At 73.5% G+C, this 24697-nt stretch carries 24 protein-coding genes; 12 read left to right on the plus strand and 12 right to left on the minus strand.

Annotated elements, in window-relative coordinates:
- Window positions 1–188: 188 nt before the first annotated feature.
- The gene (locus ACFXGA_RS30835; RefSeq protein ID WP_378093957.1) at window positions 189–1394 is read right to left on the minus strand and encodes a S8 family serine peptidase; all 1206 of its coding nucleotides are present in this window, start codon (window positions 1392–1394) and stop codon (window positions 189–191) included.
- A 76-nt stretch (window positions 1395–1470) separates the two neighbouring features.
- Between ACFXGA_RS30835 and ACFXGA_RS30840 the strand changes: the two genes are divergently transcribed.
- Genes ACFXGA_RS30840 through ACFXGA_RS30850 form a run of 3 tightly spaced genes read left to right on the plus strand, consistent with a single transcriptional unit; the run spans window position 1471 to window position 4989 of the window.
- Window positions 1471–4083 carry a CHAT domain-containing protein gene (locus ACFXGA_RS30840; protein WP_378093960.1) on the plus strand — a complete coding sequence of 871 codons (2613 nt, stop codon included), beginning with the start codon at window positions 1471–1473 and terminating at the stop codon, window positions 4081–4083.
- A 41-nt stretch (window positions 4084–4124) separates the two neighbouring features.
- Window positions 4125–4580 carry a nucleoside deaminase gene (locus ACFXGA_RS30845; protein ID WP_378093962.1) on the plus strand — a complete coding sequence of 152 codons (456 nt, stop codon included), beginning with the start codon at window positions 4125–4127 and terminating at the stop codon, window positions 4578–4580.
- Between the two features lie 58 nt (window positions 4581–4638).
- Window positions 4639–4989: a hypothetical protein gene (locus tag ACFXGA_RS30850; RefSeq protein WP_378093964.1), complete on the plus strand. Its 351-nt coding sequence runs from the start codon at window positions 4639–4641 to the stop codon at window positions 4987–4989.
- 6 nt (window positions 4990–4995) lie between these two features.
- Here the strand turns inward: ACFXGA_RS30850 and ACFXGA_RS30855 are convergent, their stop codons facing one another.
- Window positions 4996–5328 carry an STAS domain-containing protein gene (locus tag ACFXGA_RS30855; RefSeq protein WP_378093966.1) on the minus strand — a complete coding sequence of 111 codons (333 nt, stop codon included), beginning with the start codon at window positions 5326–5328 and terminating at the stop codon, window positions 4996–4998.
- Window positions 5329–5417: 89 nt separating this feature from the next.
- Window positions 5418–6506 (minus strand): glutamate--cysteine ligase, encoded by a 1089-nt coding sequence (locus ACFXGA_RS30860; RefSeq protein ID WP_378093968.1) that lies wholly within the window; start codon window positions 6504–6506, stop codon window positions 5418–5420.
- A 110-nt stretch (window positions 6507–6616) separates the two neighbouring features.
- Between ACFXGA_RS30860 and ACFXGA_RS30865 the strand changes: the two genes are divergently transcribed.
- Window positions 6617–7582, plus strand: a complete 966-nt coding sequence (locus ACFXGA_RS30865) for a DNA topoisomerase IB (RefSeq protein WP_378093970.1) — start codon at window positions 6617–6619, stop codon at window positions 7580–7582.
- Between the two features lie 538 nt (window positions 7583–8120).
- Here the strand turns inward: ACFXGA_RS30865 and ACFXGA_RS30870 are convergent.
- The 4 genes from ACFXGA_RS30870 to ACFXGA_RS30885 form a co-directional block, all read right to left on the minus strand.
- The gene (locus ACFXGA_RS30870; RefSeq protein ID WP_378093972.1) at window positions 8121–9044 is read right to left on the minus strand and encodes a hypothetical protein; all 924 of its coding nucleotides are present in this window, start codon (window positions 9042–9044) and stop codon (window positions 8121–8123) included.
- A gap of 486 nt (window positions 9045–9530) precedes the next feature.
- A complete protein-coding gene (locus ACFXGA_RS30875; RefSeq protein ID WP_378093974.1) occupies window positions 9531–9938 on the minus strand; it encodes a hypothetical protein in 408 nt (135 codons plus the stop codon).
- A gap of 117 nt (window positions 9939–10055) precedes the next feature.
- Window positions 10056–10802, minus strand: coding sequence for a SigB/SigF/SigG family RNA polymerase sigma factor (locus ACFXGA_RS30880; protein ID WP_378093977.1), 747 nt, complete (start codon window positions 10800–10802; stop codon window positions 10056–10058).
- Entirely contained in the window at window positions 10799–11161 is a 363-nt protein-coding gene (locus ACFXGA_RS30885; protein WP_378093979.1) for an ATP-binding protein, read from the minus strand. The genes ACFXGA_RS30880 and ACFXGA_RS30885 overlap by 4 nt, the downstream gene beginning before the upstream one ends.
- A 207-nt stretch (window positions 11162–11368) precedes the next feature.
- Here ACFXGA_RS30885 and ACFXGA_RS30890 point away from each other — a divergent pair, with 207 nt between their 5' ends.
- Genes ACFXGA_RS30890 through ACFXGA_RS30915 form a run of 6 tightly spaced genes read left to right on the plus strand, consistent with a single transcriptional unit; the run spans window position 11369 to window position 18094 of the window.
- The gene (locus ACFXGA_RS30890) at window positions 11369–12154 is read left to right on the plus strand and encodes an ABC transporter ATP-binding protein (RefSeq protein ID WP_378093981.1); all 786 of its coding nucleotides are present in this window, start codon (window positions 11369–11371) and stop codon (window positions 12152–12154) included.
- Entirely contained in the window at window positions 12151–12954 is an 804-nt protein-coding gene (locus ACFXGA_RS30895) for an ABC transporter ATP-binding protein (protein WP_378093983.1), read from the plus strand. The genes ACFXGA_RS30890 and ACFXGA_RS30895 overlap by 4 nt, the downstream gene beginning before the upstream one ends.
- Window positions 12951–14807: an AMP-dependent synthetase/ligase gene (locus ACFXGA_RS30900; protein ID WP_378093985.1), complete on the plus strand. Its 1857-nt coding sequence runs from the start codon at window positions 12951–12953 to the stop codon at window positions 14805–14807. Before ACFXGA_RS30895 ends, ACFXGA_RS30900 begins: the two co-directional genes overlap by 4 nt.
- Window positions 14804–15691, plus strand: coding sequence for a branched-chain amino acid ABC transporter permease (locus ACFXGA_RS30905; RefSeq protein ID WP_378093988.1), 888 nt, complete (start codon window positions 14804–14806; stop codon window positions 15689–15691). Before ACFXGA_RS30900 ends, ACFXGA_RS30905 begins: the two co-directional genes overlap by 4 nt.
- Complete coding sequence (locus tag ACFXGA_RS30910; protein WP_378093990.1) at window positions 15688–16788, plus strand: branched-chain amino acid ABC transporter permease; 1101 nt, start codon at window positions 15688–15690, stop codon at window positions 16786–16788. Before ACFXGA_RS30905 ends, ACFXGA_RS30910 begins: the two co-directional genes overlap by 4 nt.
- Before the next feature lie 13 nt (window positions 16789–16801).
- Window positions 16802–18094, plus strand: a complete 1293-nt coding sequence (locus tag ACFXGA_RS30915; protein WP_378093992.1) for an ABC transporter substrate-binding protein — start codon at window positions 16802–16804, stop codon at window positions 18092–18094.
- Between the two features lie 101 nt (window positions 18095–18195).
- On the opposite strand, the gene ACFXGA_RS30920 is transcribed toward ACFXGA_RS30915, so the two are convergent.
- The 4 genes from ACFXGA_RS30920 to ACFXGA_RS30935 all read right to left on the minus strand — a co-directional run bounded on the left by ACFXGA_RS30920 (window position 18196) and on the right by ACFXGA_RS30935 (window position 21553).
- A complete protein-coding gene (locus ACFXGA_RS30920; protein ID WP_378093994.1) occupies window positions 18196–18834 on the minus strand; it encodes an NPCBM/NEW2 domain-containing protein in 639 nt (212 codons plus the stop codon).
- A gap of 697 nt (window positions 18835–19531) precedes the next feature.
- On the minus strand, window positions 19532–20155 hold the full coding sequence (locus ACFXGA_RS30925) for a response regulator transcription factor (protein ID WP_378093996.1): 624 nt from the start codon (window positions 20153–20155) through the stop codon (window positions 19532–19534).
- Window positions 20156–20222: 67 nt separating this feature from the next.
- The gene (locus tag ACFXGA_RS30930; RefSeq protein ID WP_378094007.1) at window positions 20223–20912 is read right to left on the minus strand and encodes a response regulator; all 690 of its coding nucleotides are present in this window, start codon (window positions 20910–20912) and stop codon (window positions 20223–20225) included.
- A 5-nt stretch (window positions 20913–20917) separates the two neighbouring features.
- Entirely contained in the window at window positions 20918–21553 is a 636-nt protein-coding gene (locus tag ACFXGA_RS30935) for a sensor histidine kinase (RefSeq protein ID WP_378093998.1), read from the minus strand.
- Window positions 21554–21768: 215 nt separating this feature from the next.
- Here ACFXGA_RS30935 and ACFXGA_RS30940 point away from each other — a divergent pair, with 215 nt between their 5' ends.
- Window positions 21769–22773, plus strand: a complete 1005-nt coding sequence (locus tag ACFXGA_RS30940; protein WP_378094001.1) for a radical SAM protein — start codon at window positions 21769–21771, stop codon at window positions 22771–22773.
- Between the two features lie 251 nt (window positions 22774–23024).
- Here ACFXGA_RS30940 and ACFXGA_RS30945 read toward each other — a convergent pair whose 3' ends face one another.
- Entirely contained in the window at window positions 23025–24008 is a 984-nt protein-coding gene (locus tag ACFXGA_RS30945; RefSeq protein WP_378094003.1) for a PHP domain-containing protein, read from the minus strand.
- Window positions 24009–24126: 118 nt separating this feature from the next.
- Between ACFXGA_RS30945 and ACFXGA_RS30950 the strand changes: the two genes are divergently transcribed.
- On the plus strand, window positions 24127–24697 hold a 571-nt coding region (locus tag ACFXGA_RS30950), incomplete at its 3' end, for a TetR/AcrR family transcriptional regulator (RefSeq protein WP_378094005.1).

The raw sequence follows: 24697 nt of genomic DNA on the forward strand, positions 1-24697 counted from the left end.
TCGTCCGAGTCTGAATCCCCCATAAACTGAAACTGTCTTGCTCCACCAGCAGGCGCCCTTTTTTCCTGGCTTTGGGGGATGAGCACGCGAACGGTCGACGCGACCTCGCGGGTCGGTGGTGGGGGAGGACAGGGGTGGAAGGGGTGGTGCAAAGGGGGAGTCGGAGAGGCGAGATTCACTCGGTTGGGTTAGTCGATGAAGACGCCGTAGCCGGGGAAGAAGGCGGGTTGGTCGGACAGCAGGTGGTCGCGGGCCTCGGTGGCGGTCAGGGAGAGCCTGGTCATGGTGGCGGCGATGCGGCCGGCGACGTGCGGTGCGGCGAACGAGGTGCCCAGCCAGTAGGCGAACCGGTCGTACTGCTCGGCGGGCAGGCCCGGCAGCTCCCAGCGGCCCTTGAGGTAGGTGCTGGTCCGGTTGCCGACCGCGCACGCGTCCACCCAGTGCCCGTGGTTGGAGTAGCACGCGGGGGTCCGGTTGCCGTCCAGGTCCTCGGCGACGGCGGCCACGGCGACGACCCGGGGCAGGGCGGCGGGCCAGCTTGGCCGGTTCGTGCCCTGGTTGCCCGCGGACGCGACGACGACCACGTCGCGCGGCAGGGCCTCGACCGCCCGGCGCACCGGCTCGGACGCCACGTCGTCCTGGGTGAAGCACCCCAGCGAGATGTTGACGACCGCCACGTTCTTCTCGTCGAACGACGACAGCGCCCGCACGAAGTCCTCCTCCGTGCCGAGCCCGTTGGGCTGCAGCGCCTTCTCCGGGTCCACCCGGACGCCCGGCGCGGCCTGCCGCACCACGCCCGCCACGAACGTGCCGTGCCCGCCTTCGAGGGCGAACACGTCGTCGTGCGCGTACGCGGCGTCCACCTCGTCCGCCTTCGGCGTGAACGCGGTGCCCAGCCACAGCGGGTGGTCCTGCGCGGCGGTGCGCGAGATGCCCGTGTCCACCACGGCCACCACGACACCCCGGCCGTCGCCGCCCGCGGCCGGGTCGGGGTCCGGCAGCGACGAGCGCACGCGCGGCGGCTCGCCCGGGTTGCCGTGCATGTTGCCGCCGTGACCCACGAGCACGTGGTGCGGCTGCACGAACGGCGTGCGCTCGCCGGGCCACTGCAACGGGTCGCGCAGCAGCCGCACGATCGCCGGGATGTCGTCGGAATTGCGGGACAGCGTCAACCGCGCCATTCCCGCGAAATCGCCGCCCCGGCCGTTGTCGATGTTGTTCTGCGACAGTTTCCGGCGAACCCGGTCGACGTCCTCGGGAATGGTCAGCAGCTCGCCCGCGACGAAGAGGAATTCCCGTCCGCGCTCGGCGTGCAGCCGATAGGTCTTGTGCTGCCGGACGACCTGGTTGAACGCCAGTTGGTACAGCTCGGAGCGAGTCGATGGTTCGGACATCGAAGCCTCACAGCAGCGTCGACGGGTGCTGGATTGGTGCAAGCTACCACAGGGGTCTTGGTAATAAGCTGGCTGCGTGGCAGGGGTTTCCGCCGCCGCAGCACTGGAAGCCCGGCAGCGGGATCCGCGCGCGGCGATCGAGATGGGTCGGTCCGCGCTGCGGGCGGCGAGGGCGTCCGGCGACGCCGAGGAGGCGTCGGCCGCGGAGCGCGCGATCGGCCTCGCGCTGCGCGAGTTGCACGACTTCGACGCGGCATTGCGCCATTTGCGGCGTTCGGTGCGGATCGCCGAACGAGCCGGGTCCGCGCGTTCGGCCGCATTGGCGCGGATGAGCCTCGCGTTCGTGCTGTCCAACACCGGGCGGCACGCGCAGGCGTTGCGCGCGATCAACGCGGCGATGCCGCACCTGCGCGGGGTCGACGCGGGCAGCGGGCGGATGCAGCGGGGGCTGGTGCTGCACTACCTGTGCCGCTACGACGAGGCGTTGCGCGAGTACAACGGCGCGATCGAGGTGGTGCGCCGGTTCGGCGAGCGGCTGGTGGAGGCGCGCGCGCTCAACAACCGGGGGCTGCTGCGCGCCTACACCGGCGGGCTGCGCGCGGCGGACGAGGACTTCGACCGGGCGGCCGCCCTGTACCGGGAGCTGGACCAGTCGCTGGCGGTCGCCGACGTCCGGTGGAACGCGGGCATCTCCGCCTCCCGCGCGGGCGACGTGCCGCGGGCGTTGACCATGTTCGCCGAGGCCGAGCGCGAGTACCGGCGGCTGGCGGTGCCGCGGCCCGCGCTGCTGATCAACCGGCTGGAGCTGCTGGTGTCCGTGCCGCTGCTGGAGGAGGCGCGGGAAGCGGCCGACCGGGCGCTGGACGAGCTGGGCGGCGACCTGGTGCTGGCCCGGTCGGAGGCGTTGTTCTACCGGGCCCGGGTCGCCCTGCTGGAAGGCGAGCTGGACCGGGCGGTGGAGCTGGCGACCGCGGCGCGCAAGGGCTTCCGCCGCCAGAAGCGCGAGGTGTGGGCGGAGGGCGCGCGGCACGTCGAACTGCGCGCCGCGTACCTGAGCGGGCAGCGGACCAGGGCGCTGGTGACCGCGTTGACCAGGGTCGCGTCCCGGCTCGACGCGCTGGGCTGGCGGATGGCGGCCCTGGAGGCGCGGGTCGACGCGGCGCTGGTGGCGCGCGACCTCGGCGACCGGTCCCGCGCGGTCGCGGAGCTGACCACGGCGGGCGCGGCCCGGCGCGGCGGCCCGGCCGCGCACCGCGTGCAGGGCTGGTACGCCGAGGCGCTGCGGCGCGACCTGCTCGGCAACGCGCGCGGCGCGCAGATCGCGTTGCGGCGCGGGCTCGACCTGCTGGACGAGTACCGGGTGTCGCTGGGCGCGATGGAACTGCGCGCGTTGAGCGGCGCGCAGGGCGAGGCGCTGGCGCTGGAAGGGCTGCGCACGGCGGTCGCCGGCGGCCGGGCCGGACGGGTGCTGAGCTGGGCGGAGGCGTGGCGGGCCGGGGCGCTGCGGATGACGCCGGCCCGGCCGCCGGAGGACACCGGGCTGGCCGACGCGCTCGCCGAGCTGCGCGCCGTCACGGCGGACCTGGAGGCGGCGTCCACGGACGGGCGTCCCACGTCGGCGCTGCGGCAGCGGCAGGCGCGCGGCGAGCAGCGGGTGCGCGAGCTGACCCGGCAGGCGGGCGGCGGCGGCGCGGTGTTCAAACCGCCCGCCGTGGACGAGCTGGCCCGGGCGCTGGGCCGGTCGGCGCTGGTCGAGTACATCGACCACGAGGGCGAGCTGCTGGCCGTCGTGGTGGCGGGCGGCCGGGCGTCGCTGCACCGGCTCGGCCCCCTCGCCGGCGCGCTGCGCGAACTGCGGCTGCTGCGGTTCGCCCTGCACCGGCTCGTGACGCTGCCCGAGCACGTGGACCGGACGGCGGTGCGCGCCGGCGCCGAGCACGCGGCCGGGCTGCTGCAGAACCGGCTGCTGGAACCCCTGCGCCGACGGCTCGACGACCGGCCCCTGGTCCTCGCCCCGACCGGGCGGCTCGGCGGCCTGCCCTGGTCGGTGCTGCCCGCGTGCCGGGGCCGCGCGCTCACCGTGGTGCCTTCGGCGACGGTGTGGCTGCGCGCCGCGACCTCCGACCTGGTCTCCCACGACCGCGCGGTGCTGGCGGCCGGGCCGAGGCTGCCCGCCGCCCCGACCGAGATCGCCGCCGTCGCACCCCTGGCCGGGGCGGCGTCGGTGCTGGTGGACGACGCGGCCACGGTCGACGCGGTGGCGTCCGCGATGGACGGCGCGCCGCTGGCGCACGTCGCCGCGCACGGCTCGTTCCGCGCGGACAACCCGCTGTTCTCCGCGCTGGAGCTGGCCGACGGGCCGCTCACCGTCTACGACCTGCAACGGCTGCGCACACCGCCCGCGCGGGTCGTGCTGTCGGCGTGCGACTCGGGCCGGTCGGCCGTGCGACCCGGCGACGAGCTGATGGGGTTCACCGCGGCGCTGCTCGGGCTCGGCACCCGGACCCTCGTCGCGCCGGTCATCCCCGTGCCCGCCGAGGTCACCACCCCGCTGATGGTCGACCTGCACCGCAGGCTCCGCGCCGGCCGCCCGCCCGCCGAGGCCCTCGCCGGCGCGCAGGAGGCGCACCGCGGCGACGGCGACACCGCGTTCGCCGCCTGCGCCGGGTTCCTCTGCTTCGGGGCGTGAAGCGCGTGACCCCGGGGCCGCCGTCCGGCTAGGTTGGGTCCGTGGACGAGGACCTGGACGTGCGGGAACTGCTGGCGGTGGCCGTCGCCGAAGCGCGGGCCGGGCTCGCCGAGGGCGGCATCCCGATCGGCGCGGCGCTGTTCACCGCCGACGGCGCGCTCCTCGGCCGCGGCCACAACCGGCGCGTCCAGGACGACGACGCGTCCACCCACGCCGAGACCGCCGCGTTCCGCGCCGCCGGCCGCCGCCCCGGCTACCGCGACACGGTCATGGTCACCACGCTGTCACCCTGCTGGTACTGCAGCGGGCTCGTTCGCCAGTTCGGGATCCCCCATGTGGTGATCGGCGAAGCACGCACGTTCCACGGCGGTCACGACTGGCTCGCCGAACACGGCGTGAAAATCACACTGCTGGATGATCCGGCCTGCGTGCGGATGATGACCGAATTCATCTCCGCCAAGCCGGAACTGTGGTTCGAGGACATCGGCCAGGATTAACGCGCCGCGCCGCGCGCGGACACAATTCCGACACGGGCCGACGCCACCATCCATCGGCATGCAGCCGTGGCACGTCGACGAACCCCTGGACTCCCTGGTGCTGGACGAGGGCGCGATGGCGGTGGAGGTACCCGCGAGCTGGGCGGCCGAGGTCAGCACCTGCCTGCGCTCGGCCGGACCGCTCGGACCCATCCTCGCCATCCCCGGTCCCCGGCTGCGCTGGCTGTTCCTCGCCAGACCCGACCCAGAACCCGCGCCGCGCGACGTGCCGCCGCCCGACGTGCGCTACTGGCACGGCCCGAGCCGCATCCCGGCCACCTCGTCGCGCTGGGTGGTCGCCCCGGCGGGCGCACTGCCCCCGGTGGGGGCGGTGCGCTGCGCCATCAGGACGGTCCGCCGGCTCTGGTGAACCGCGTCACTCGAACCGGCTCAACGCCTCTTCCACGGAACCGACGACGGTGAACACCGCGCTGAGGCCCGTCGCCTCGATCGGCCGCTGGGTGGCCCGGCTCGTCGCCACCAGCACCAGCGGGACGCCGAGCGTCCCCGCCCGCTGGTTGCCGACCACCAACGACTCCAGCCCGGCCGAACCGAGGAAGCGCACCCCACCGAGGTCCACCACCACACCGCGCACGTTCTCGACGAGGTGCTCCGTGAGCGGCCTGGTCAACTCGTCCGCGCTGCTCGTGTCCAACTCGCCCGACACGTGCAGCACCACCACGCCGTCCGAGGGTCTGTCGACCCGCACGGAAGCGAGCGTCGCCGCGGGTTCTGGCACGCCGGTACTCCTCTCACTCAGCGACGCCGGCGCGGCGTCGGAAACCTTCACGGTAGACCTCATCCGACTTCCTCGACCGTTTCGGCCAGGACCAGGTCCACCAGCGTGCGCGCGTCGGGCGACGAGCCGAAGGCCCGCCGCTGCCGGGCGGCGCCGCTGCCCCGCGTGCCCAACCACGTGAGGTGATCCTCCACAGTGGACAACGCCGAGGCGTCCGCCAGCGCGTCCGAGCACCACGACACCAGTTCGGCGAGGCGGTCGCGGGCCGGCGTGAGGCTACCCGTGCGGGGGTCGACGGCCAAGCCGTCCACGCCGTCGCGCGCGGCCCGCCAGTAGGCGGCCCGCAACAGCACGTCGTCCACCCGCTCGGGCTCGCGCGACTCGGCGGCCGTGCGGGCGAACGCCCGGATGATCTCGGCGATGACCACCGCCTCCCGCGCCGTCATCGGGATGTCGGCCACCCGCACCTCCACCGTCGGGTGCTGCGCGGACGGGCGCACGTCCCAGTAGACCATTCCGGTGTCGAGCAGCACCTCGGTGCCCTCCAGCGAGTGGACCAGGCGGTCGTACTCCGCGGCCGACGCCAGGTGCGGCGGCGGTCCGCTGATCGGCCACCGCGACCACACGATCGTCCGCCAACTGGCGTAACCGGTGTCCTCGGCCTGCTCGATCGGCGAGTTCGCGCTCAACGCCAGCAGCGTCGGCAGCCACGGCCGCAGCGCGTTCGACACGCGGACCGCGACGTCCCGGTCGGGCACGCCCACGTGCACGTGCATCCCGCAGACGCCCTGGCCGCCGATGATCTTGCGGTGCGAGTGCTCCATCATGCGGTAGCGGCGGTCGTCGGTGCCCGGCGGCGGTCCCAGCGTGCCGATCGGCGGGATCGCCGAGGCCAGCAGCCGGCAGCCGGCCGCGTGCGCGGCCTTCGCCAGGTGCAGCCGCCCGCCCAGGACCTGCTCGGCCAGCTCCTCCGAGGTCTCGCACACCGGGGTGGCGACCTCGATCTGGAACGGCGTCAGCTCGCGCTGCACGTCGTGACCCGCACCCGCGTGCTGCGCGACCGACTCGGCCAGGGGCACGGGACGGCGCGAGTCGGGGTCGACGAGGAGGAACTCCTGCTCGACGCCCACGGTCCACGGCTTGGTCATGACGCACCCATACCCACTCGGCCGCACGTTCAACCCCGGTGTCGCGGATTTCCGGCGGGCGTCGCCGGCGGGCGGTGTTTCGGCCCGGCGGTGGCGGGAACCTGCGCGGTGTGAGACTGCGCCGCAGCGACCCGTCCACCCCCGGCTGGCGCCGTCGTGCGCGCGGCCGCGGGTTCAGCTACACCGACGCCGACGGCGAGCCCCTCGACCCCGAGTCGGTCGCCCGCGTCAAGTCCCTCGTCATCCCGCCCGCGTGGCGTGACGTCTGGGTGTGCCCGCACCCGAACGGCCACATCCAGGCGGTCGGCACGGACGCGGCCGGGCGGCGGCAGTACCTCTACCACGAGCGGTGGCGGCAGGACCGGGACGAGGAGAAGCACGAGAGGGTGCTCGCCCTCGCGCCGCTGCTGCCGGGGTTCCGCGAGGAGATCGCGCGGGAGCTGCGCGAGCGGGGGCGCGGGCGGCGGCGGGTGCTCGCGGTGGCGTTGGCCGTGCTGGAGCGCGGGGTGTTCCGGGTCGGGGGCGAGACGTACGCGGCGGACAACGGCACGCACGGGGTGGCGACGCTGCTGTGCTCGCACGTGGCCGTGCGCGGGTCCACTGTGGACTTCTGCTACCCGGCCAAGGGCGGGATCCGGTTCACCACGGCGGTGGAGGACGAGGCGTTGGCGCGGGCGGTGCGGTCGTTGCTGCGGGGACGGGCGGGGGAGGACCGGCTGCTGGTCGACGCGCGGGGGTGCGTCGTGGGGTCGGACGACGTGAACGAGCGGTTCAAGGAGCTGGTCGGGTCGGAGTTCTCGGTGAAGGACCTGCGGACGTGGCACGCGACCGTGCTGGCGGCGGCGGCGTTCGCGCGGGAGGGGCGGCCGGAGTCGAAGCGGGGGCGCAAGCGGGTGGAGGCGGCGGTGATGCGGGAGGTGTCGGAGCACCTGGGGAACACGCCGGCCGTGGCGCGGAAGTCCTACGTCGATCCGCGGGTGGTGCGGTTGTTCGAGGAGGGGACGGTCATCCGGCCGAAGTCGGCTGATCGTGAGACGGTGGAGCGCGCCGTGCTGCGAATGCTGCGCCGGAAGTGAGTGCGTGCGGATGCTGCGCTGGAAGTGAGCGGTTGTCGGTTTCGTGTTTGTGCAGGTGGGGCGGGGTGAGGGGTCGCACGATCGGGTGATCAATGGCCGAAAATGTACGGAAACGCTGTTACCGATCCTCGGTTAAAACCATGAGGAGCCCTCGCCAACCACACCCACGCCGTCCACCCCACGCCCCCGCTACCCCACCCACTTCCGCCTTCCCCGCCCTATGGCCTTCTCACCCCACAGCCTCACCCAGCCTCGTGGCCGCTTCCGCTTTCCCGCCTCGCCTGGTGTGGGACCTGCCTGCCGGACGCGCGCGGGGAGTCACGTGAGAGCGGAGCCGTGGCCGCCGAGTGCCTGACCCCGCCGGGTCGGGCTCGACTGCGGGGGATCGGCTCGGGCTCAGGGGTCGGCTCGGGCTCAGGGGTCGGCTCGGGCTCAGGGGTCGGCTCGGGCGCGGGGGTCGGCTCGGGCGCGGGAGTCGGGTCGGGCGAGGGGGTCGGCTTGAGCGCGGGGTCGGGTCGGGGTCGGGTCGGTCGCGTGGTCAGTCGCGGAGCAGTGCGCCGACGTCCTCGTGCAGCCGAACCGCCCCGCCGACGAGCACGATCTCGGCCCCGCACTCGACCGCCCGCAACGGCAGGACCTCGTCGGCCCGGCCGCCGTCCACCTCGCGCGACCCGATCAGCGCGTCGGTGACCAGCAACGTGTCGACCCGCCCGTCCGCCAACGCCTTCCCGACCGCGTCCAGCCCGTGCACCGCGCGCCCCGTGAGGCGGGTGGACTCGTCGCGGAACCGCTCGACCACCGCGCGGCGGGCGTCCTGGTTCGCCCGGCCGGCCAGGTGCAGCACCGCCCGGTCCGGCGGTCCCTCCACCTCGACCACCAGGTGGTGGTAGCGCGTGGGCAGGGCGACGCGCAGCGAGCGGCGTCCGGCCAGCGGTCCCGCCAGCACCAGCAGCGGCGCGCCCAGTCGGTCCACGAGCGCGGTCGCCTCTTCGGCGACGTCGGCCAGCTCGGCCGCGTCCAGCCGTCGCCCCGGTCGCCGCGCGCCCACCGACGCCACGGCCACCGGCCGGCCGGTCGGGTCCACGCCGCGCAGGTCCGCGCCGTGCTCGCCGACCTGCACGACGACGTGCGGCAGGAGGGGTTCGGACAGCTCGACCAGCGGCAGGACGTAGGGCAGCGGGCCGTAGCGGGCGGTGTAGCCGGAAGGTGGGACGGGGACGTACTGATCGATCAACACCCGTCCGCCGCCCACGACCAGGCCGCGTCCCGCGAGGCCGCGCGGGGTCACGCCGGACGTGATCGCGTTGTGCGTCAACGCCACCAGGTACGGGTCCGCGGCCATCGCCTGGAGCTGGTCGCGCATCGCCCGCCACCGCAGGTCCACGTGGTCGCCGACGTCGAGGAAGACGGAGATGAAAGGGCCCTCGACGTCGACCAGGTTGTGCAGACTCGCCGTGTGCATCGATCCTCCCCGTTCGGGTCACTGGGGAGATACCCGAAAGGGGGTTGATGCAACCGCCTTCCCGGTGCGGTGGCGGTGGCTTGGAGGGCGGGGGAAAGTTGGCTGACACGAATGGGTTACGCCCCGACCCCGACCCCGACCCCGACTCCGACCCCGGCTCCCACCCCCGAGTCGGACCCCGTCGCCGGCCTCAAGTGGGAAGCCGCCGCCGATCTCTCCAACGCGGTGGGTGAGTTGGCAGCGTCACGAGAACCGGGGGAGGAAGAGCGCCCGCCCCTGGGTGCGGGAGGCGCGAGAGGGAGGCTGGTCGGCTGGTCATGCGTGCGAGGGACAGGCCCTGGCCGTTGGTCGGCGGGCAAGCCCGAATGCCGGAACGCGGCACCGGGTCGGTTCCGGTGCGGGGGCACGGATCGGGTCGGGAACGCGGGCGCGCGGGGCGGTTCGGGTGCGAGGGGCGCGGGGCGGTTCGGGTGCGGCCGGCGCGGGTCAGTTCGGGCGTGGTCGGTGGGGGTGGTGGGTGGTGCGGCGGGCGGTGTGGCGGGTTGCGCGGCGGGCGCGTTGTTCGCACCACGCGCAGCTCTCGGCGACGGCCACCGAGGCGAAGCCGATCAGCAGGTGCGCGGCGTTGCCCACCGCCCCCGCGTCCATCGACCCGCCCGGCTGCCCCACGCCGACCGCGAACACCACCAGGTACACCACACCCATCAACGACGCGACCAACCGCTCGGCCCGCGTCCGCACCGCCGACGCCCCGATCACCACCCCGGTCACGACGTGCAGCACCCCGAGCGGCACGTGGCCGCGGGCGAAGTCGATCACGGCCCACACGACCAGCAGCACGCCCAGGAGCAGGGCCGACCGCTGCGGCCACGTCAGCGCAGCCGGGCCTGTCACCACGACGACCACCTCCACCGCGACCGGACGACGGCACCCGGACGACCCGGAGCCCCGACACCCCGGGGATACCCCGGGCGAGCCGGGAAATCCGGCCGGCACGGGGGAACCGCGCGGCTACTCGTCGTCGAGCAGCGACCGCAACCGGGCCAGTGATCGGCTCAGCAGCCGCGACACGTGCATCTGCGACACCCCGACCGAGTCCGCGATCTGGCTCTGCGTCATCCCCCGGAAGAACCGCAGCACGACGATCCGCCGCTCCCGCTTGGGCAGCCCCCGCAGCATCGGGTCCAGCGCGTGCTGCAGCTCCACCACCTCCAGCGCGGGGTCGTCGCTGATCAACCGGTCGGCGTGGTTCAGCTCCTCGCTGATCGACTGCTCGTCCAACGACAGCAGGTGGTACGCCGACGTCGCGTGCAGCCCCTCGTACACCTCGTCCACCCCGATCCCGAGGTGCCGCGCGACCTCGCTGGGCGTCGGCGTGCGCCCGCTGTGCCGGGACAGCTCCACCCGCGCCGTGTCGATCGCGACGCACAGCTCCTTCAACCGCCGCGGCACGCGCACCGCCCACCCCTGGTCGCGCAGGTACCGCCGCACCTCGCCGGTGATCGTCGGCACGGCGAACGCCAGGAAGTCGATCCCGCGCGACACGTCGAACCGGTCCACCGCGTTGATCAACCCCAGCGCCGCCACCTGGCGCAGGTCCTCCACCGACTCCCCGCGCTCGGCGAACCGGTCGGCGATGTGCCTGGCCATCGGCAGGTGCTCGGTGACCAACCGGTCCCGCAACCGCTGATAGCGCTCGCCGTCCCGCTCGGCTTCCGCCAACTCGTGGAACAGCGGCTGGTAGTCCACCGCGTTCATGCCCGACACCTCAGCTCGACCCGCAACCGGCCATCTCCGTCAACCCAGGTGGCCACCGCATCGGTCACGGAACTGACAACCCGCCAGTACAACGAGTCATGATCGGGAACGGTGACGGCCGACGATCGGACCTCCGCACGGAACCGCACCGAATCACCTTCCCGGGCGAACCGGCACAGCAGCACGGCGGTCGGGTCGAGGGTCCGGGCGATCAAGGCGCTGCACGCCTCGTCGACCGCGATGACCAGGTCGATCGCCAAGCCGGGCAGGGGGCGGCCGATCGCGCTCGCGACGGCACGCACGGTCGACAGGTGGGCGGGTTGCGCCGCCACCCTCAGCTCCACCTCCGAGCCATCCATGCGCGGCGATCGCTCCTTCACTCCTTCGTCGCAGTAGCCGGGGCATACCCCCGGACCAGTGCCGCTACACCGGTCCACACAGGACCGAGCAACAGAATCGTGAAAGCCGAACATGCCGTGCGCTGGTTCATCACGGTTTGCGAACAGTGGTAGGTAACGTTGTGATCAGGGCCATACTGGGCGCCTCCCCGACTCCCGGAGGCGCCCGTGCTCGAGGCGAACAACCTTGAGGTGGTCTACGACGACGTGATGTTGGTGCTGCGGGGCGTGAGCCTGAAGGTCCCCGAGGGCCGGATCGTCGCCCTGCTCGGCGCCAACGGAGCCGGCAAGACGACCTTGCTGCGCGCGCTGTCGGGCCTGCTCGACGTGCACGACGGCAAGATCACCCGGGGCCGGATCACGCTGGACGGCGAACCGGTCCACCGGGCCTCGCCGACCCGCATCGCGACCCTCGGCGTGAAGCAGGCGCTGGAGGGCAGGCGCATCCTGTCCGAGCTGTCGGTCGAGGAGAACCTGCGCATCGGCGGGCACAGCAAACCGCGCGCCGTCAAGCAGAACCTGGACCGGATGTACGAGCTGTTCCCCCGGTTGCGGGAGCGGCGGCGGCAGAGCGCGGGCTACCTGTCCGGCGGCGAGCAGCAGATGCTGTCCATCGGCCGGGCGCTGATGTCCGAGCCCCGCTACCTGCTGCTGGACGAGCCGAGCCTGGGCCTCGCGCCGCTCATGGTCCAGCAGATCCGCGACCTCATCGTGAAGATCAACGCGGCGGGCACGACCGTGCTGCTGGTCGAGCAGAACGCGACCATGGCGCTGTCCATCGCCGATCACGGCTACGTGCTGGAGACCGGCAAGGTCGTGATGGACAAGCCGGCCGCCGCGCTGCTGGCCGACGAGGACGTGCGCGAGTTCTACCTGGGCCTGCGCGGCGAGGACGCCGCGCGGTCGTTCCGCGACGTGAAGCACTACAAGCGGCGGAAGCGGTGGTTGTCATGAGCACCGGACCGGGCAACGACGTCCTCGACGTGCGGGACGTGCGGCTCGCGTTCGACGGCGTCACCGCCGTGGACGGCGTGTCGTTCCACGTCGGCGCCGGCGAGCTGTTCGCCGTCATCGGGCCCAACGGCGCGGGCAAGACGTCGATCTTCAACGTGCTCTCCGGCGTGTACCGGCCGCAGCAGGGCTCGGTCCGGTTCCTCGGCGAGGAGGTGCTGGGCAGGCGGCCGCACCGGATCGCCGCGATGGGCATGGCCCGGACGTTCCAGAACATCGAGCTGTTCGCGCACCTCACCGTGGTGGAGAACCTGATGCTCGGCCGCCACAACCACATGCGGTACGGGGCACTGGCCGCGTTCGCGTGGGTCGGCCGGGCCCGGCGCGAGGAGCTGGCCAACCGCGAGGCCGTCGAACGGGTCGTGGACTTCCTGGAGCTGGAGCAGTGGCGGCGCCTCCCGGTGGGGTTGCTGCCCTACGGCGTGCAGAAGCGCGTGGAGCTGGGGCGTGCGCTGGCGATGGAGCCGAAGCTGCTGCTGCTCGACGAGCCGGTCGCCGGGATGAACGTCGAGGAGACCGAGGACATGGCGCGGTTCGTGCTCGACGTCCGCGACGAGCTGGGCATCGCGATGATCATGGTGGAGCACGACATGGGCCTGGTGATGGACCTCGCGGACCGGGTGATGGTGCTCGACTTCGGCAAGCCGATCCGCACCGGCACGCCGGCCGAGGTGCAGCGCGACCCGGACGTCGTGCGGGCCTACCTGGGCGAGGCCGGCCAGGGCGTGGGAGGTGCCGCGTGACCGCCACGACGACCGGGACCGGGCTCACCACCGTGGTGACCAGGGTGCGCGACCGGGCGGCGGCCACGCCGGACGCGGTGGCGTTGCGCGCCAAGGAGTTCGGCATCTGGCACGAGGTGACCTGGGCCGGCTACTGGGAGCGGGCCGAGCTGGTCGGGCACGCGCTGCTCGCGCTGGGCGTGGACCCGGGTGACCGGGTCGCGATCCACTCCGAGAACCGCCGCGAGTGGCTCTACGCCGACATCGGGGCCGTGGCCGTGCGCGCGATCACCGTGGGGCTCTACCCGACGAACCCGGCAAGCGAGGTCGCGTACCTGCTCTCGCACTCCGGTGCGCGGGTCCTCGTCGCCGAGGACCAGGAGCAGGTCGACAAGGCGCTGGCCGTGCTGGACGCCCTGCCCGACCTGGAGCGCATCGTCTACCTGGAGCCGCGCGGCATCCGGCACCGCTACGACAACCCGAAGCTGCTGGCGTGGGACGACTTCCTGGCCCTCGGCGAGGAGCACCGCGCCGCGCACCCGGACGCCGTCGCCCGCCGGATGCGCGAGGTCGAGCCGGACGACGTGCTGACGTTGATCTACACCTCCGGCACCACCGGGCCGCCCAAGGGCGCGATGCTGACCGTGGCCAACGTCGAGTTCGCGATCGAGTCCCTGATCGAGGGCGGCGGGTTCACCGACCCGCCGCCCTCGCCCGAGGACGTCACGCTGTCGTACCTGCCGCTGTGCCACGTGGCCGAGCGCATCTTCACCACGTGGTTCAGCGCGTCGGCGGGCGTGCGCGTGCACTTCGCCGAGTCCATCGAGACGGTGCAGGCCAACCTGCGCGAGGTGCAGCCGACGATCCTGTTCGGCGTGCCGCGCATCTGGGAGAAGGTGCTGGCGGCCATCACGATCAACGCCGCCAGTGCCACCCGGCTCAAGCGCGTGACCACGCGGTTCTGGCTGCGCGTCGCCGACGGGCTCGGCGAGCGGCTGGTGCGCAACGGCGGCAACCACACGCTCGCCACGCGGCTGGAGTACGCCGTGGGGTGGCTGTTCTGCTTCCGCGCGCTCAAGGCCCGGATCGGCATGCGGCACGTCCGGTACGCGTCGTCCGGCGCGGCCCCGATCTCACCGCAGGTGCTGCGGTTCTTCATGGGCATCGGCGTGCCGGTGCACGAGGTGTACGGCATGACCGAGAACACCGCCGTCGCCACCGGCAACCGGCCCGGCCGGGTGAAGGTCGGCACGGTCGGCGAGCCGCACCCCGGCGTGGAGCTGCGGATCGCCGACGACGGCGAGGTCCAGACCCGGCACGGAGGCGTGTTCGCGGGCTACTGGCGCGACGAGGACGCCACCCGGCGCGCGATGACGCCGGACGGCTGGCTGCGCACCGGCGACGTGGGCGAGTGGGTCGACGGCACGCACGTGCGGATCACCGACCGGATGAAGGACATCATCATCACCGCGGGCGGCAAGAACGTCGCGCCGTCCGAGATCGAGAACGCGCTGAAGAGCTCCCCGTACATCAAGGAAGCGGTCGTGCTCGGCGACCGGCGCCCCTACCTGGTCGCGCTGATCGGCATCGAGTTCGACACCGTCGGCCACTGGGCCCGGCAGCGCCGGATCACCTACACCACCTACCGCGACCTGGCGGAGAAGGACGAGGTGCGGGAGTTGGTGCAGGGCGTCGTCACCGCGGTCAACGAGCGGTTCGCCACCGTCGAGCAGGTCAAGAAGTTCCGCATGCTGCCCAAGGAGCTGGACCACGAGGACGGCGAGCTGACCGCGACGCAGAAGGTGAAGCGCTCGGCGCTCGCGCAGGCGTTCGGCGAGCTGGTGGACGACATGTACTCCGGGGGGCGCGGATGACCGAGTTCCTGCAATCGCTGGTCCGGGGCCTGGGCTCCGGGTCGATCTACGCGCTGCTGGCGCTGGGCTTCGTCATCATCTACAAGTCCACCAGGGTGATCAGCTTCGCCCAGCCGGCGTTCATGCTGGCGGGCGCGGTGCTGGTCAGCTACCTGGCCGCGGAGGTCGGGTTCTTCGCGGCCGTGCCGATCGCCGCGGTGCTGATCGCGGTGCTGGCGCTGGGCGTGGAGCGGACCGTGCTGCGGCCGATGATCGGCAAACCCGTGTTCGTGGTCGCGATCATCACCATCGGCGTGGACGTGGTGGTGCGCGTGGTGACCAACGCGTTCATCGGGCTGGACGTCCGGCAGGTCGGCGACCCGTGGGGCCTGTCCACGGTGACGCTGCTGGGCGTCGAGGTGCAGCAGCGGTACCTGGTCATGTTCGGCACGACGGTGGCCGTGGTGGCGGCGCTGTTCGCGTTCTTCCGGTTCTCCCGGGTCGGGCTGGCCATGCGCGCGGTGGCCTACGACCAGGAGGTCGCGCTGGCCCAGGGCATCTCGGTCGGCTCGGTGTTCGCCCTGTCGTGGGCGATCGCGGGCGGGCTGGCGGCGCTGGCCGGGGTGTTCGTGGCCACCGGCGCGGGCGTGGACCAGCAGCTGTGGGTGATCGCGCTGAAGGCGTTGCCGGCGATCATCCTCGGCGGCCTGGACTCGCTGGGCGGCGCGGTCGTGGGCGGGTTGGCGGTCGGGGTCGTGGAGTCGCTGGTCGGCACCTACCAGGGTGACGTCGCGCCGTGGCTGGGTCCGAACTTCGCGCTCGTCGCGCCGTACGTGCTGATGCTGGTCGTGCTGCTGTTGCGGCCCTACGGGCTGTTCGGCGGCAAGGAGGTGGAGCGGCTGTGAAGGGTCGTCCGGAGCTGTACACCTCCTACGCGCAGGACATGGCGTTCCTCAACACGCGCCCGAAGCGGGCGTGGACGGGGGCGCTCGTGGTGGTCGCGCTGCTGGCGCCGTTCGCCATCACCGACGACGTGCTGATGCTGCTGGCCACGGGGTTCGTGGCGGCGATCGGCGCGATCGGGCTCAACATCGTCACCGGGTACGCGGGGCAGGTGTCGCTGGGGCACGCGTTCTTCCTGGCGATCGGCGCGTACACCGGGGCGGCGCTCTCCGGCGACCCGGACGGGCGGGTGCTCGGGTTCGGCGTGACGTCGCTGCCCGTGTGGCTGCTGGCGTCCGGGCTGGTGGCGGGCCTGGCCGGGCTGGTCGTGGCGCCGATCGCGGTGCGGCTGCGCGGGCTGTACCTCGCGATCGTCACGCTGGGGCTGGTGTTCCTCGGCGAGCACGTGTTCCGCGAGTGGACGTCGTTGACCGGCGGCCCCGGCGTGGGCAGGCCGGCGGCGGTGCCCGAGCTGTTCGGGGTGCGGCTGGACCGGCCGTCGGAGTTCTTCAGCGGGCCGCAGCAGCTGTACCTGCTGATGTTCGCGCTGCTGGTGATCTTCGCGGTGCTCGCCCGCAACCTGGTGCGGTCGCGGATCGGGCGGGCGTTCGCCGCGGTGCGGGACCGGGACCTCGCGGCGGCCGTGATCGGCGTCGACCCGACCCGGTACAAGGCGCTGGCGTTCGCCGTGTCGTCGTTCTACGCCGGTGTGGCGGGCTCGTTGTTGTTCGTGGTCAACGGGTTCTTCGACCCCGGCTCGTTCGGTTTGCTGCTGTCGGTGCAGTACATCGCCATGGTGCTCATCGGCGGCGCGGGCACGATCTCCGGCGCGATCATGGGCGCGCTGTTCATCACGCTGCTGCCGCGCATCACCCGGGAGCTGCCGGCGGTGCTGCCGTTCATCAGCGCCGACGCGACCGGTGCGGTCACGGTGTTCCAGGTCGAGGCGGTCCTCTACGGGCTGCTGATCGTGGTGTTCCTGATCGTCGAGCCACGGGGCCTGTTCGGAATCTGGGTGCGGGTCCGCAACTACTGGCGCACCTGGCCTTTCTCGTACTGAAAGGGTGGATGGGATGGCAAGTCACAGAGCGGTGCTCGCGGCGCTCGCCGCGGTGGCGCTGGCCGCCGTGGCGTGTCGCGGCGGCGACGGCGCGGCTCCCCAGGAGGGCAAGGGCGGCATCAAGGTCGACTTCGGCGTGACCGCCGAGCCGTGCCCGGACACCGGTCACGCCGACCGGGGCTGCATCTACCTGGGGTCGATCTCGGACCTGACCGAGGGGCCGTTCAAGACGCTCTCGGTGCCGATCACGGAGTCGCAGGCCGCGTTCTGGAAGCGGGTCAACGACCAGGGCGGCATCGGCGGCTACGACGTGGACGTCACCACCTACGTCAAGGACAACAAGTACAACCCCCAGATCCACAACCAGGTGTACCAGGAGATGAAGGGCAAGATCCTGGCGCTGGCCCAGACCCTCGGCTCGCCGACGACCGCGGCCATCCTGCCCGACCTCGAGAACTCCCAGATGGTCAGCGTGCCGGCGTCGTGGACGTCGCTGTGGGGCCTGGAGGAGGTCGTCCTGGAGTCCGGGGCGAACTACTGCATCGAGTCGATGAACTCGGTCGACTACGCGGTGGACGAGCTGGGCGCGAAGAGCGTGATGGCCGTGCACAACGCCGGCGACTACGGCGACGACGCGGCGGCCGGCGCGAAGATCGCGGCCGAGAAGCGCGGGGTGCCGTTCACCAACGCGGTCACCCAGACCGGCCAGGACAACCAGGGCGGCGCGATCGACGCCGTGCTGGCCAACAAGCCCGACGTGGTCATCCTGACCACCGGCCCGACCGATGCGGCCGTGATCATCGGCCAGACCGCGGCGCGCGGGTTCAAGGGCAGGTTCATCGGCACGTCGCCGACGTGGAACCAGGGCCTGATGCAGAGCCCGGCCGCGCCCGCGATCAAGGCGCTCTACCTCCAGTCGGCCCCGTGGAAGTCGTGGGAGACGGACTCGCCGGGGCACCGGGCGCTGCGCGAGGCCCTGCCGTCCGTGACGCCGAACGACGGCTACACGGCCGGGTGGGTGTGGTCGTACCCGCTGAAGGCGGCGTTGCTGAAGGCGGCCGAGAACAAGGACCTGACCAGGGCCGGCGTGCTGGCCGCGGTGCGGCAGCTGACCTCCGTGGACTACGAGGGCATGCTGCCCGAGGGCGCGGGCAACTTCGCGGGCAACCCGAACGACGCCGCGTTCCGGCAGACCCTGATCTACAAGCCGGACGAGCAGGCGGCCACCGGCGTGGGGCTGGTGCAGGACTTCTTCACCGGGCCGACGGCGAAGGACTTCAAGTTCGAGAAGCCCTGCTACCAGTAGGCGCGGTCCCCGCACCCCGGTCGCGCGCTCGTGGCGGCCGGGGTGCGTTGCCCTGAACGGGTCGAGTCGTGGTGGTCCGGAGTCGGTGGTGGACCGGGGCGTCAGGCCAGGGCCGGGTCGGCCCAGACGGCCACGCGCTCCGGGCCCGGGCACGCGCCCGGGTCGTCCGCCGGCGGTTCGACGCCGATGGTCAGGCGCTGCGCGCCGGTGACCGGGACGTCGACCGGTTGCGGGGTGGGACCGGTGTTCGGGAATTCGGCCGTCCGCCGGTCGTCGACCAGGACGTAGAAGTCGAGTTCTTTCGTCATCAATGAATCGGCCGCGATCGCGACCTGGGCGGTGAAGTGGTGGTATTTGCCGTCCAGTGCGAACGTGAGCCGGGCGGTCGAGCACCAGGCTCCCGTGGCGGAGAGGGATTTCGTGTAGGTCGTGTCGCGGACGTCCGCGGCGGTGGCCGTCCACGGGCTTTCCACGTACTGGTCGTCGATCGAGCTGCTGTCGACCGGGGCCAGGTCGGCCAGCCAGGTGACGCCCGGTCGCAGCGGCGCGGTGCTCCGGGAGGTCGGCGGGGCGACCTCGGGAACAGGCGGTGACGTGGGAAGACGCGTCGTCGCGGTGGGCTCGGGAGTCAGCGCCCCGCCGATGGCGATCCCCAGCGCGAGCACGGCCACGCCGGCGGCCGACAGCCACACGGCCGACCGGCCGCGTCCGCGCGCGGCGCTCGAATCCTCGTCATCCATGTCCGCGACCCCTTCAGGCCAGAAGACGTGAGTCGAACTCGGGAGGAAGAATGTCGGACAATGCGCCGACTGGAGCGGCACGTTAGCAGCAACAGGTCGGTTGCGCGTCGGGAATTGCGCATCCGAGTAGTTCCCGGGGTTGTCCGCAGGAATGCGGTGGAGTTCCCGGGAATGCGTGCAGCGCCGCTGCCCGTCGGGGCAGCGCCCGACGTCCGCCGCCCTGCCCTTCCGCCACCTGTCCGGACCGCGTTCCTCACGGAGGATTCACGCCATGGGCGCAACCGCGACGCCAGGCCCGGACGTGACGCCTGACGAGGACGTCACCCGCACGGTCCCCGTGCGCGACACCGGCGACCTGGTGGGCGCGGTCGGACCGACCGGCTCCGGCCGTCCTCGTGCCCGGGGCGTCCGCCTCGGTGGTCGCGCGGTCCGCGCCGCCGCGCGCCACCGGGGTGGCCGCCGGACGCGCGTGGTTCACCCCACGCGCGGAGTCCCGGCCGGCCGCTCGCAGGGGACGGGGCGGCGAGTGTGTGTGCACAGGGCGGCGAGTGCGCGGGATCGGTGCTTCGGGTGGCGCGGGGCCCGGTGCGGCGAGTGCGGGAGCGCGGTGCGGCGAGTGGCGCGGGTCCGGGGCGGCGGGTGCGCGGGACCGGTATGGTGAGTGGCGCGGGACCGGGCACCCGACGGTCGGGCCGGGTCAGATCAGGCCCTCGCGGAGGGCGAACGCCACCGCGTGCGCCCGGTTGCGCAGCCGGAAGCGGTTGGTGATGTCGTGCAGGACCGACTTGACCGTGCGTTGCGAGTAGCACAGCTTCTCGGCGATCTCGCGGGTCTCGAAGCCGTCCGCGATCAGCCGCAGCACCTCGGTCTCCCGGTCCGACATGCCCGCCATGGTCCAGCCGTTGGGGTGGAGCACGTCGCGCTGCAACCGCGACACCCGGTCCAGCAGCCGGCCGAGCAGGTCCGGCGGGAGCGCGCCCTGGCCCGCCGCGGTCGCCTTCACCAGGCGTGCCAACGTCTCCGGCGTCGCCTCGGCGCGGCGGATCACGGCGGACACCCCGCCGCCGACCACGTCGAGCAGGTCCGGGTCGGCGATGTCGCCCGCCACCAGCACGATGCCCGGGCCGCCCGGGGCCTGGAGGCGGCGCAGGAGCTGCCGGGCCTCGCCGTCGAGCCGGTCGAGCACGACCAGCGCCACGGCGGCGGGCTCGTCCGGCCCGCCCGGCCGGATCTCCGGGCGCGACCGCAGCGCGGCGGTGACCCCGGCCCTGGTGATCGAGTCCGGCGCGTGCAGGGCGACCGCGATCTGGTGTGCGTTCATCTCGTGCTCCCGCCCTCCGTGGCCCCGAAGTCCCACGGCCATCGTGACTTCCCGGCGCGTCCCGGCACTATGGGCGCACCGTCCCGACCTGTCCCGGTCCGGCGGGTCCCGGCCCCTCGCCCAGACCCGCCCGCCTGGCCCGGGACACCGCCTGCGCCCGGTCGGGCACGTGCAGCTTGCGCAGGATGTTCGACACGTGGTTGCGCACCGTCTTCGGGCTGAGCACCAGGGCGCGGGCGATCGCGGTGTTGCCCCGGCCGTCGGCCAGGAGCCGCAGCACGTCCCGTTCCCGCGCGGTCAGCTCCGGGAACGCCCCCACCCGCTCCGGCGGCCCGCCCGCGAAGTACGCCGGCAGCCGCGCCGCGACGGCCGGGCCGAAGACCGCCTCCCCGTCGCCGACCGACCGCACCGCGCGCAGCACCTGCGTCGGCCGCGACGCCTTGAGCAGGTAGCCGAGCGCGCCCGCGCGCATCGCCGCGAACACCGAATCGTCGTCGTCGAACATGGTCAGCACCAGCACCCGCACGCCCGGGTCGTGGGCCACGATCCGCCGCGTCGCCTCGATCCCGCCCAGGTCGGGCATGTTCAGGTCCATCACGACCACGTCGGGGTGCAGCGAGGCGGCCAGCGACACCGCGACCCCGCCGCCGGACGCCTCGCCGACCACCTCGACGTCGGGCGCGGCGGCGAGCGCGGCGGACAGGCCGTACCGGAACAGCGGGTGGTCGTCCACGACCAGCACCCGCAGCGCCGGCACCGGGGTCACGCCCCGCCGGCGAGCGGGAGTTCCGCCGCGACCCGGGTCCCGCCCGAGGCCGCGCGCTCCACCAGCAAGGCGCCGCCGACCTCGCGCGCCCGGTCCCGCATCGAGTCGAGCCCCACGCCGCCGCCGGGCGTCCCGTCCGCGCCGACGCCGTCGTCCACGACCTCCACGCGCAGCCGGTCGTCGAACCGCAGCCGCACCGAGCAGTGCCGCGCGCCCGCGTGCCGCACCACGTTCGTCAACGCCTCGCAGACGATCCGGTACGCGGCCACCTGCACGCGCACCGGCAGGTCCGGCACGTCGGCGCACCGCACGTCCACCCGCACCGGGTGCCGGTCGGCCAGCGACGCCGCGTGCGCCCGCACCGCACCGGCCAGGCCGAGCCGCGCCAGCACCGCGGGGCGGGCCCCGGACGCCAGCCGGCGCACGTCGTCGGCCGCGCTGTGGACCTCCTCCTCCAGCCGGGCCAGCAGCGGACCGGCGGAGCGCGGGTCGTGGACGGCCAGGTGCCGCGCGGCGCGCAGGCCGAGCGCGATCGCCGCCAGCGCCGGGCCCAGGCCGTCGTGCAGGTCGCGCAGCAGCCGGCGCCTGGCCTCCTCGGCGGCGTCGGCGGGAACGGTGAACTCCCGACGCATGGCCCCTCCCGCCCCGGTGGGTGAGCGCGCGGACCGCCGTGCCGTGACGCCGGCCGCCTCGCCTGTAGGGAGAGTCGTCGGGCCGTGACACGCCGTTTCAAGCCGGGGCGAGGTTCCCACTTTGGGGGGAATGGAGGTACCCGACGTGACGGACAGACGTATCACCGGGCGTGGTGCGTGCTCCATACGGATAGCGAGCACCACGGGAGGGTGGAATGGGTCAGACGAGTGGCCGCGCGGTCGTGCAGGTCCACCCGACCAGGTTGTGCAACCTGCGCTGCCTGCACTGCTACTCCAGCTCCGGCCCCGACGTGGCCGAGGCGATCCCCGTCTCCGTGCTGTCGACCGTGGTCGCGGACGCCGCCGGGCTCGGGTACGACGTGCTCAACGTGTCCGGCGGCGAGCCGTTCCTCTACCCGGAGCTGCCCGCGCTGCTGCGCGCCGCCCGGGACGCGGGGATGCGGACGACCGTCACGACCAACGCGGTCGCGCTGACCCAGCGCCGCATCGGTGTGGTGCGCGGGCTGGTCGACCTCGTCGCCGTGTCGCTGGACGGCGACCGCGCCACGCACGACCGGATCCGGGACCAGCCGGGGTGCTTCGACAAGGCGCTGACCGGGATCCGCCGGCTGACCGAGGCGGGCATCCCGGTCGGCGTGGTCACCACGTTGACCCAGGGGAACGCCACCCAGCTCGGCGACGTCGCGCTGGCGGCGGCCCGGTCGGGCGCGCTGCTGCTCCAGGTCCACCCGCTCGAACCGGAGGGAGCCGCGAACCGGGCGATGGCGGGCGAGCGCCCGGACGCGGTCGAGCTGGCCTACGCCGCGGTGGAACTGGGCCGCATCGCGGAGGAGCACGGGCTGGCCGTGCAGCTCGACGCCGTGCCGCGCACCATGCTGGCGCGCAAACCGGAGGCGTTCATGGCCGCGCCCGTCGCCGAGGACCAGCCGCTCGGCCGGTGGCTGACCCCGCTGGTGATCGAGGCGAACGGCGCGGCGGTGCCGGTGGCCTACGGCTTCGACCGCCGCTACGGGCTGGGCAACGTCCAGACCGCGCGGCTGGCGGAGCTGGCGGGGCACTGGGACGCGGCCCCGTTCCTGGCCCTGTGCCGGTCCACGTGGCAACGCCTGGTCGACGGCCGGACCGGTCCGCTGATCCCGTGGTACGGCCACCTGGTGCGTGCCTCACGGGGCCGGCACACCGCCACCGCCGGCCGCTGACCACTCCCCGCCGCTCCCGACCAACCGCCACCGGCGGCATCCCGCCGCCGCTCACCTCCGTCCGCCGCCGCCGTCCGCCGCCGCTGTCCGCCGCCGCCGTCCGCCGCCGCTGTCCGCCGCCCGCCGCCGCTCACCGCCGCCGACCGCCGTCGGTAACCGTTCCCGCCGACCGCTGCCGCCCGCCGCTGCCGCCCGCCGCCGCTGTCCGCCGCCGCCCGCCTCCGCGGGCGACCGCCCCGACCGCCGCCGCCTCAGCGGGCCGGCAGGTCGTCCGCCTCCCGGGTGTTGATCACCCGGTCGGGCGTGACGCCGCACTCCTCGGCCCGCTCGCAGCCGAACGACAGCCAGTCGAGCTGCCCCGGCGCGTGCGCGTCGCTGTCGATCGAGAACACGCACCCCAGCTCCACCGCCAGCCGCAGCAGCCGCCCCGGCGGGTCGCGGCGCTCCGGCCGCGAGTTGATCTCCACCGCGGTGCCGTGCTCGGCGCACGCCGAGAACACCGCCTCCGCGTCGAACGTCGACTCCGGCCGCCCCTTGCCGACCACCAGCCGTCCGGTGCAGTGCCCCAGCACGTCCACGTGCGGGTTCGACACGGCGGCCACCATGCGCCTGGTCATCTCCGGCGCGGCCATCCGCAGCTTCGAGTGCACGCTCGCGACCACGACGTCCAAGCGCGCCAACAGGTCCGACCGCTGGTCGAGCGAGCCGTCGTCGAGGATGTCCACCTCGATGCCGGTCAGGATCCGGAACGGCGCCAGCTCCTCGTTCAGCTCCGCCACCACGTCGAGCTGGCGCAGCAGCCGGTCGGCCGACAGCCCGTTGGCCACGGTGAGCCGCGGCGAGTGGTCGGTCAGCGCCACCCACGAGTGCCCGAGGTCGCGCGCGGCCTCCGCCATCTCCCGGATCGGGCTGCCGCCGTCGGACCAGTCGGAATGCGTGTGGCAGTCGCCTTTCAGCAACGCGCGCATCGCCTGCCCGCCCACCACCGGCTCGCGGAACCGGCTCAGGTAGGCGGGTTCCCGCCCGGCCACGGCGTCCGCGATCACCCCGGCGGTGGCCTTGCCGATGCCGGGCAGGTCCGTCAGCGTGCCCGCCGCGGCCCGGCGCTCCAGCTCGCCGTCCGGCAACGCCGCCACCACCTCGGCGGCCCGGCGGAACGCGCGCACCCGGTACGTCGGTTCCCCGGCGCGTTCGAGCTGGAACGCGACCTGTCGCAGTGCCCACAGCGGATCCACACCCACTGTCTACCCCGGCCGGCGCGCCGGTGCGCGTCGACGGCCGCAGTTCTCGACTTGGCCGCGGTGCGCGCGAAACGCTTGCGGGCGCCGGTGCGGCCCACCGAGGATGTCCGCCATGTCCCCACGTGCCGGCACGGTCGGGTCGCGGCGCAGGCCCAGCAAGGGCGACCTCACCTCGCAGGCGATCCTCGACACGGCCGAGCGGCTGTTGCAGACGCGCTCCCTGGACGACATCGCGGTCGACGAGCTGGCCTCCGGCGCGGGGATCTCGCGGTCGACGTTCTACTTCCACTTCGCCTCGCGCGAAGCGGTGCTGCACGCCCTGGCCGGCGGCATCGTGGACGCGCTCTACGAGTCCGCGTCGTCCTGGCTGCGGCGCGGCAGCGAGCCGCCCGAGGACTCGATCCGGCGCGCGCTGGGCGCGAGCCTCGCCCTGTGGCGCAAGCACGGCGCGGTGCTGCGCGCCGCGGTCCGGGCGCGGGACACCGACCCGTCGATGCGCGAGTTCTACAGCGGCGTGGCGCGGCGGTTCGTCGACGCGACCGCGTCGCAGATCGAGCTGGAGCGCAACGCCGGCGTCGCGCCGCCGGGCCCGGACGCCCGGTCGCTGGCCGCGGTCCTGGTGTCGATGAACGAACAGGCATTCCTGAACCGCTCGCGGTCCCGCCGGTCGGCCGCGCGGGACC

The organism is Actinosynnema sp. NPDC059335 (assembly GCF_042752395.1).
Lineage (GTDB): Bacteria > Actinomycetota > Actinomycetes > Mycobacteriales > Pseudonocardiaceae > Actinosynnema.

Bases quoted from the DNA above. Each gene is read 5' to 3' on its own strand.
- ACFXGA_RS30925 (WP_378093996.1), bottom strand. From the start codon at position 20,155: ATGAACGCACACCAGATCGCGGTCGCCCTGCACGCGCCGGACTCGATC.
- ACFXGA_RS30835 (WP_378093957.1), bottom strand. From the start codon at position 1,394: ATGTCCGAACCATCGACTCGCTCCGAGCTGTACCAACTGGCGTTCAAC.
- ACFXGA_RS30920 (WP_378093994.1), bottom strand. From the start codon at position 18,834: ATGGATGACGAGGATTCGAGCGCCGCGCGCGGACGCGGCCGGTCGGCC.
- ACFXGA_RS30940 (WP_378094001.1), top strand. From the start codon at position 21,769: ATGGGTCAGACGAGTGGCCGCGCGGTCGTGCAGGTCCACCCGACCAGG.
- ACFXGA_RS30870 (WP_378093972.1), bottom strand. From the start codon at position 9,044: ATGCACACGGCGAGTCTGCACAACCTGGTCGACGTCGAGGGCCCTTTC.
- ACFXGA_RS30885 (WP_378093979.1), bottom strand. From the start codon at position 11,161: ATGGATGGCTCGGAGGTGGAGCTGAGGGTGGCGGCGCAACCCGCCCAC.
- ACFXGA_RS30895 (WP_378093983.1), top strand. From the start codon at position 12,151: ATGAGCACCGGACCGGGCAACGACGTCCTCGACGTGCGGGACGTGCGG.
- ACFXGA_RS30850 (WP_378093964.1), top strand. From the start codon at position 4,639: ATGCAGCCGTGGCACGTCGACGAACCCCTGGACTCCCTGGTGCTGGAC.
- ACFXGA_RS30860 (WP_378093968.1), bottom strand. From the start codon at position 6,506: ATGACCAAGCCGTGGACCGTGGGCGTCGAGCAGGAGTTCCTCCTCGTC.
- ACFXGA_RS30935 (WP_378093998.1), bottom strand. From the start codon at position 21,553: ATGCGTCGGGAGTTCACCGTTCCCGCCGACGCCGCCGAGGAGGCCAGG.
- ACFXGA_RS30915 (WP_378093992.1), top strand. From the start codon at position 16,802: ATGGCAAGTCACAGAGCGGTGCTCGCGGCGCTCGCCGCGGTGGCGCTG.
- ACFXGA_RS30905 (WP_378093988.1), top strand. From the start codon at position 14,804: ATGACCGAGTTCCTGCAATCGCTGGTCCGGGGCCTGGGCTCCGGGTCG.
- ACFXGA_RS30880 (WP_378093977.1), bottom strand. From the start codon at position 10,802: ATGAACGCGGTGGACTACCAGCCGCTGTTCCACGAGTTGGCGGAAGCC.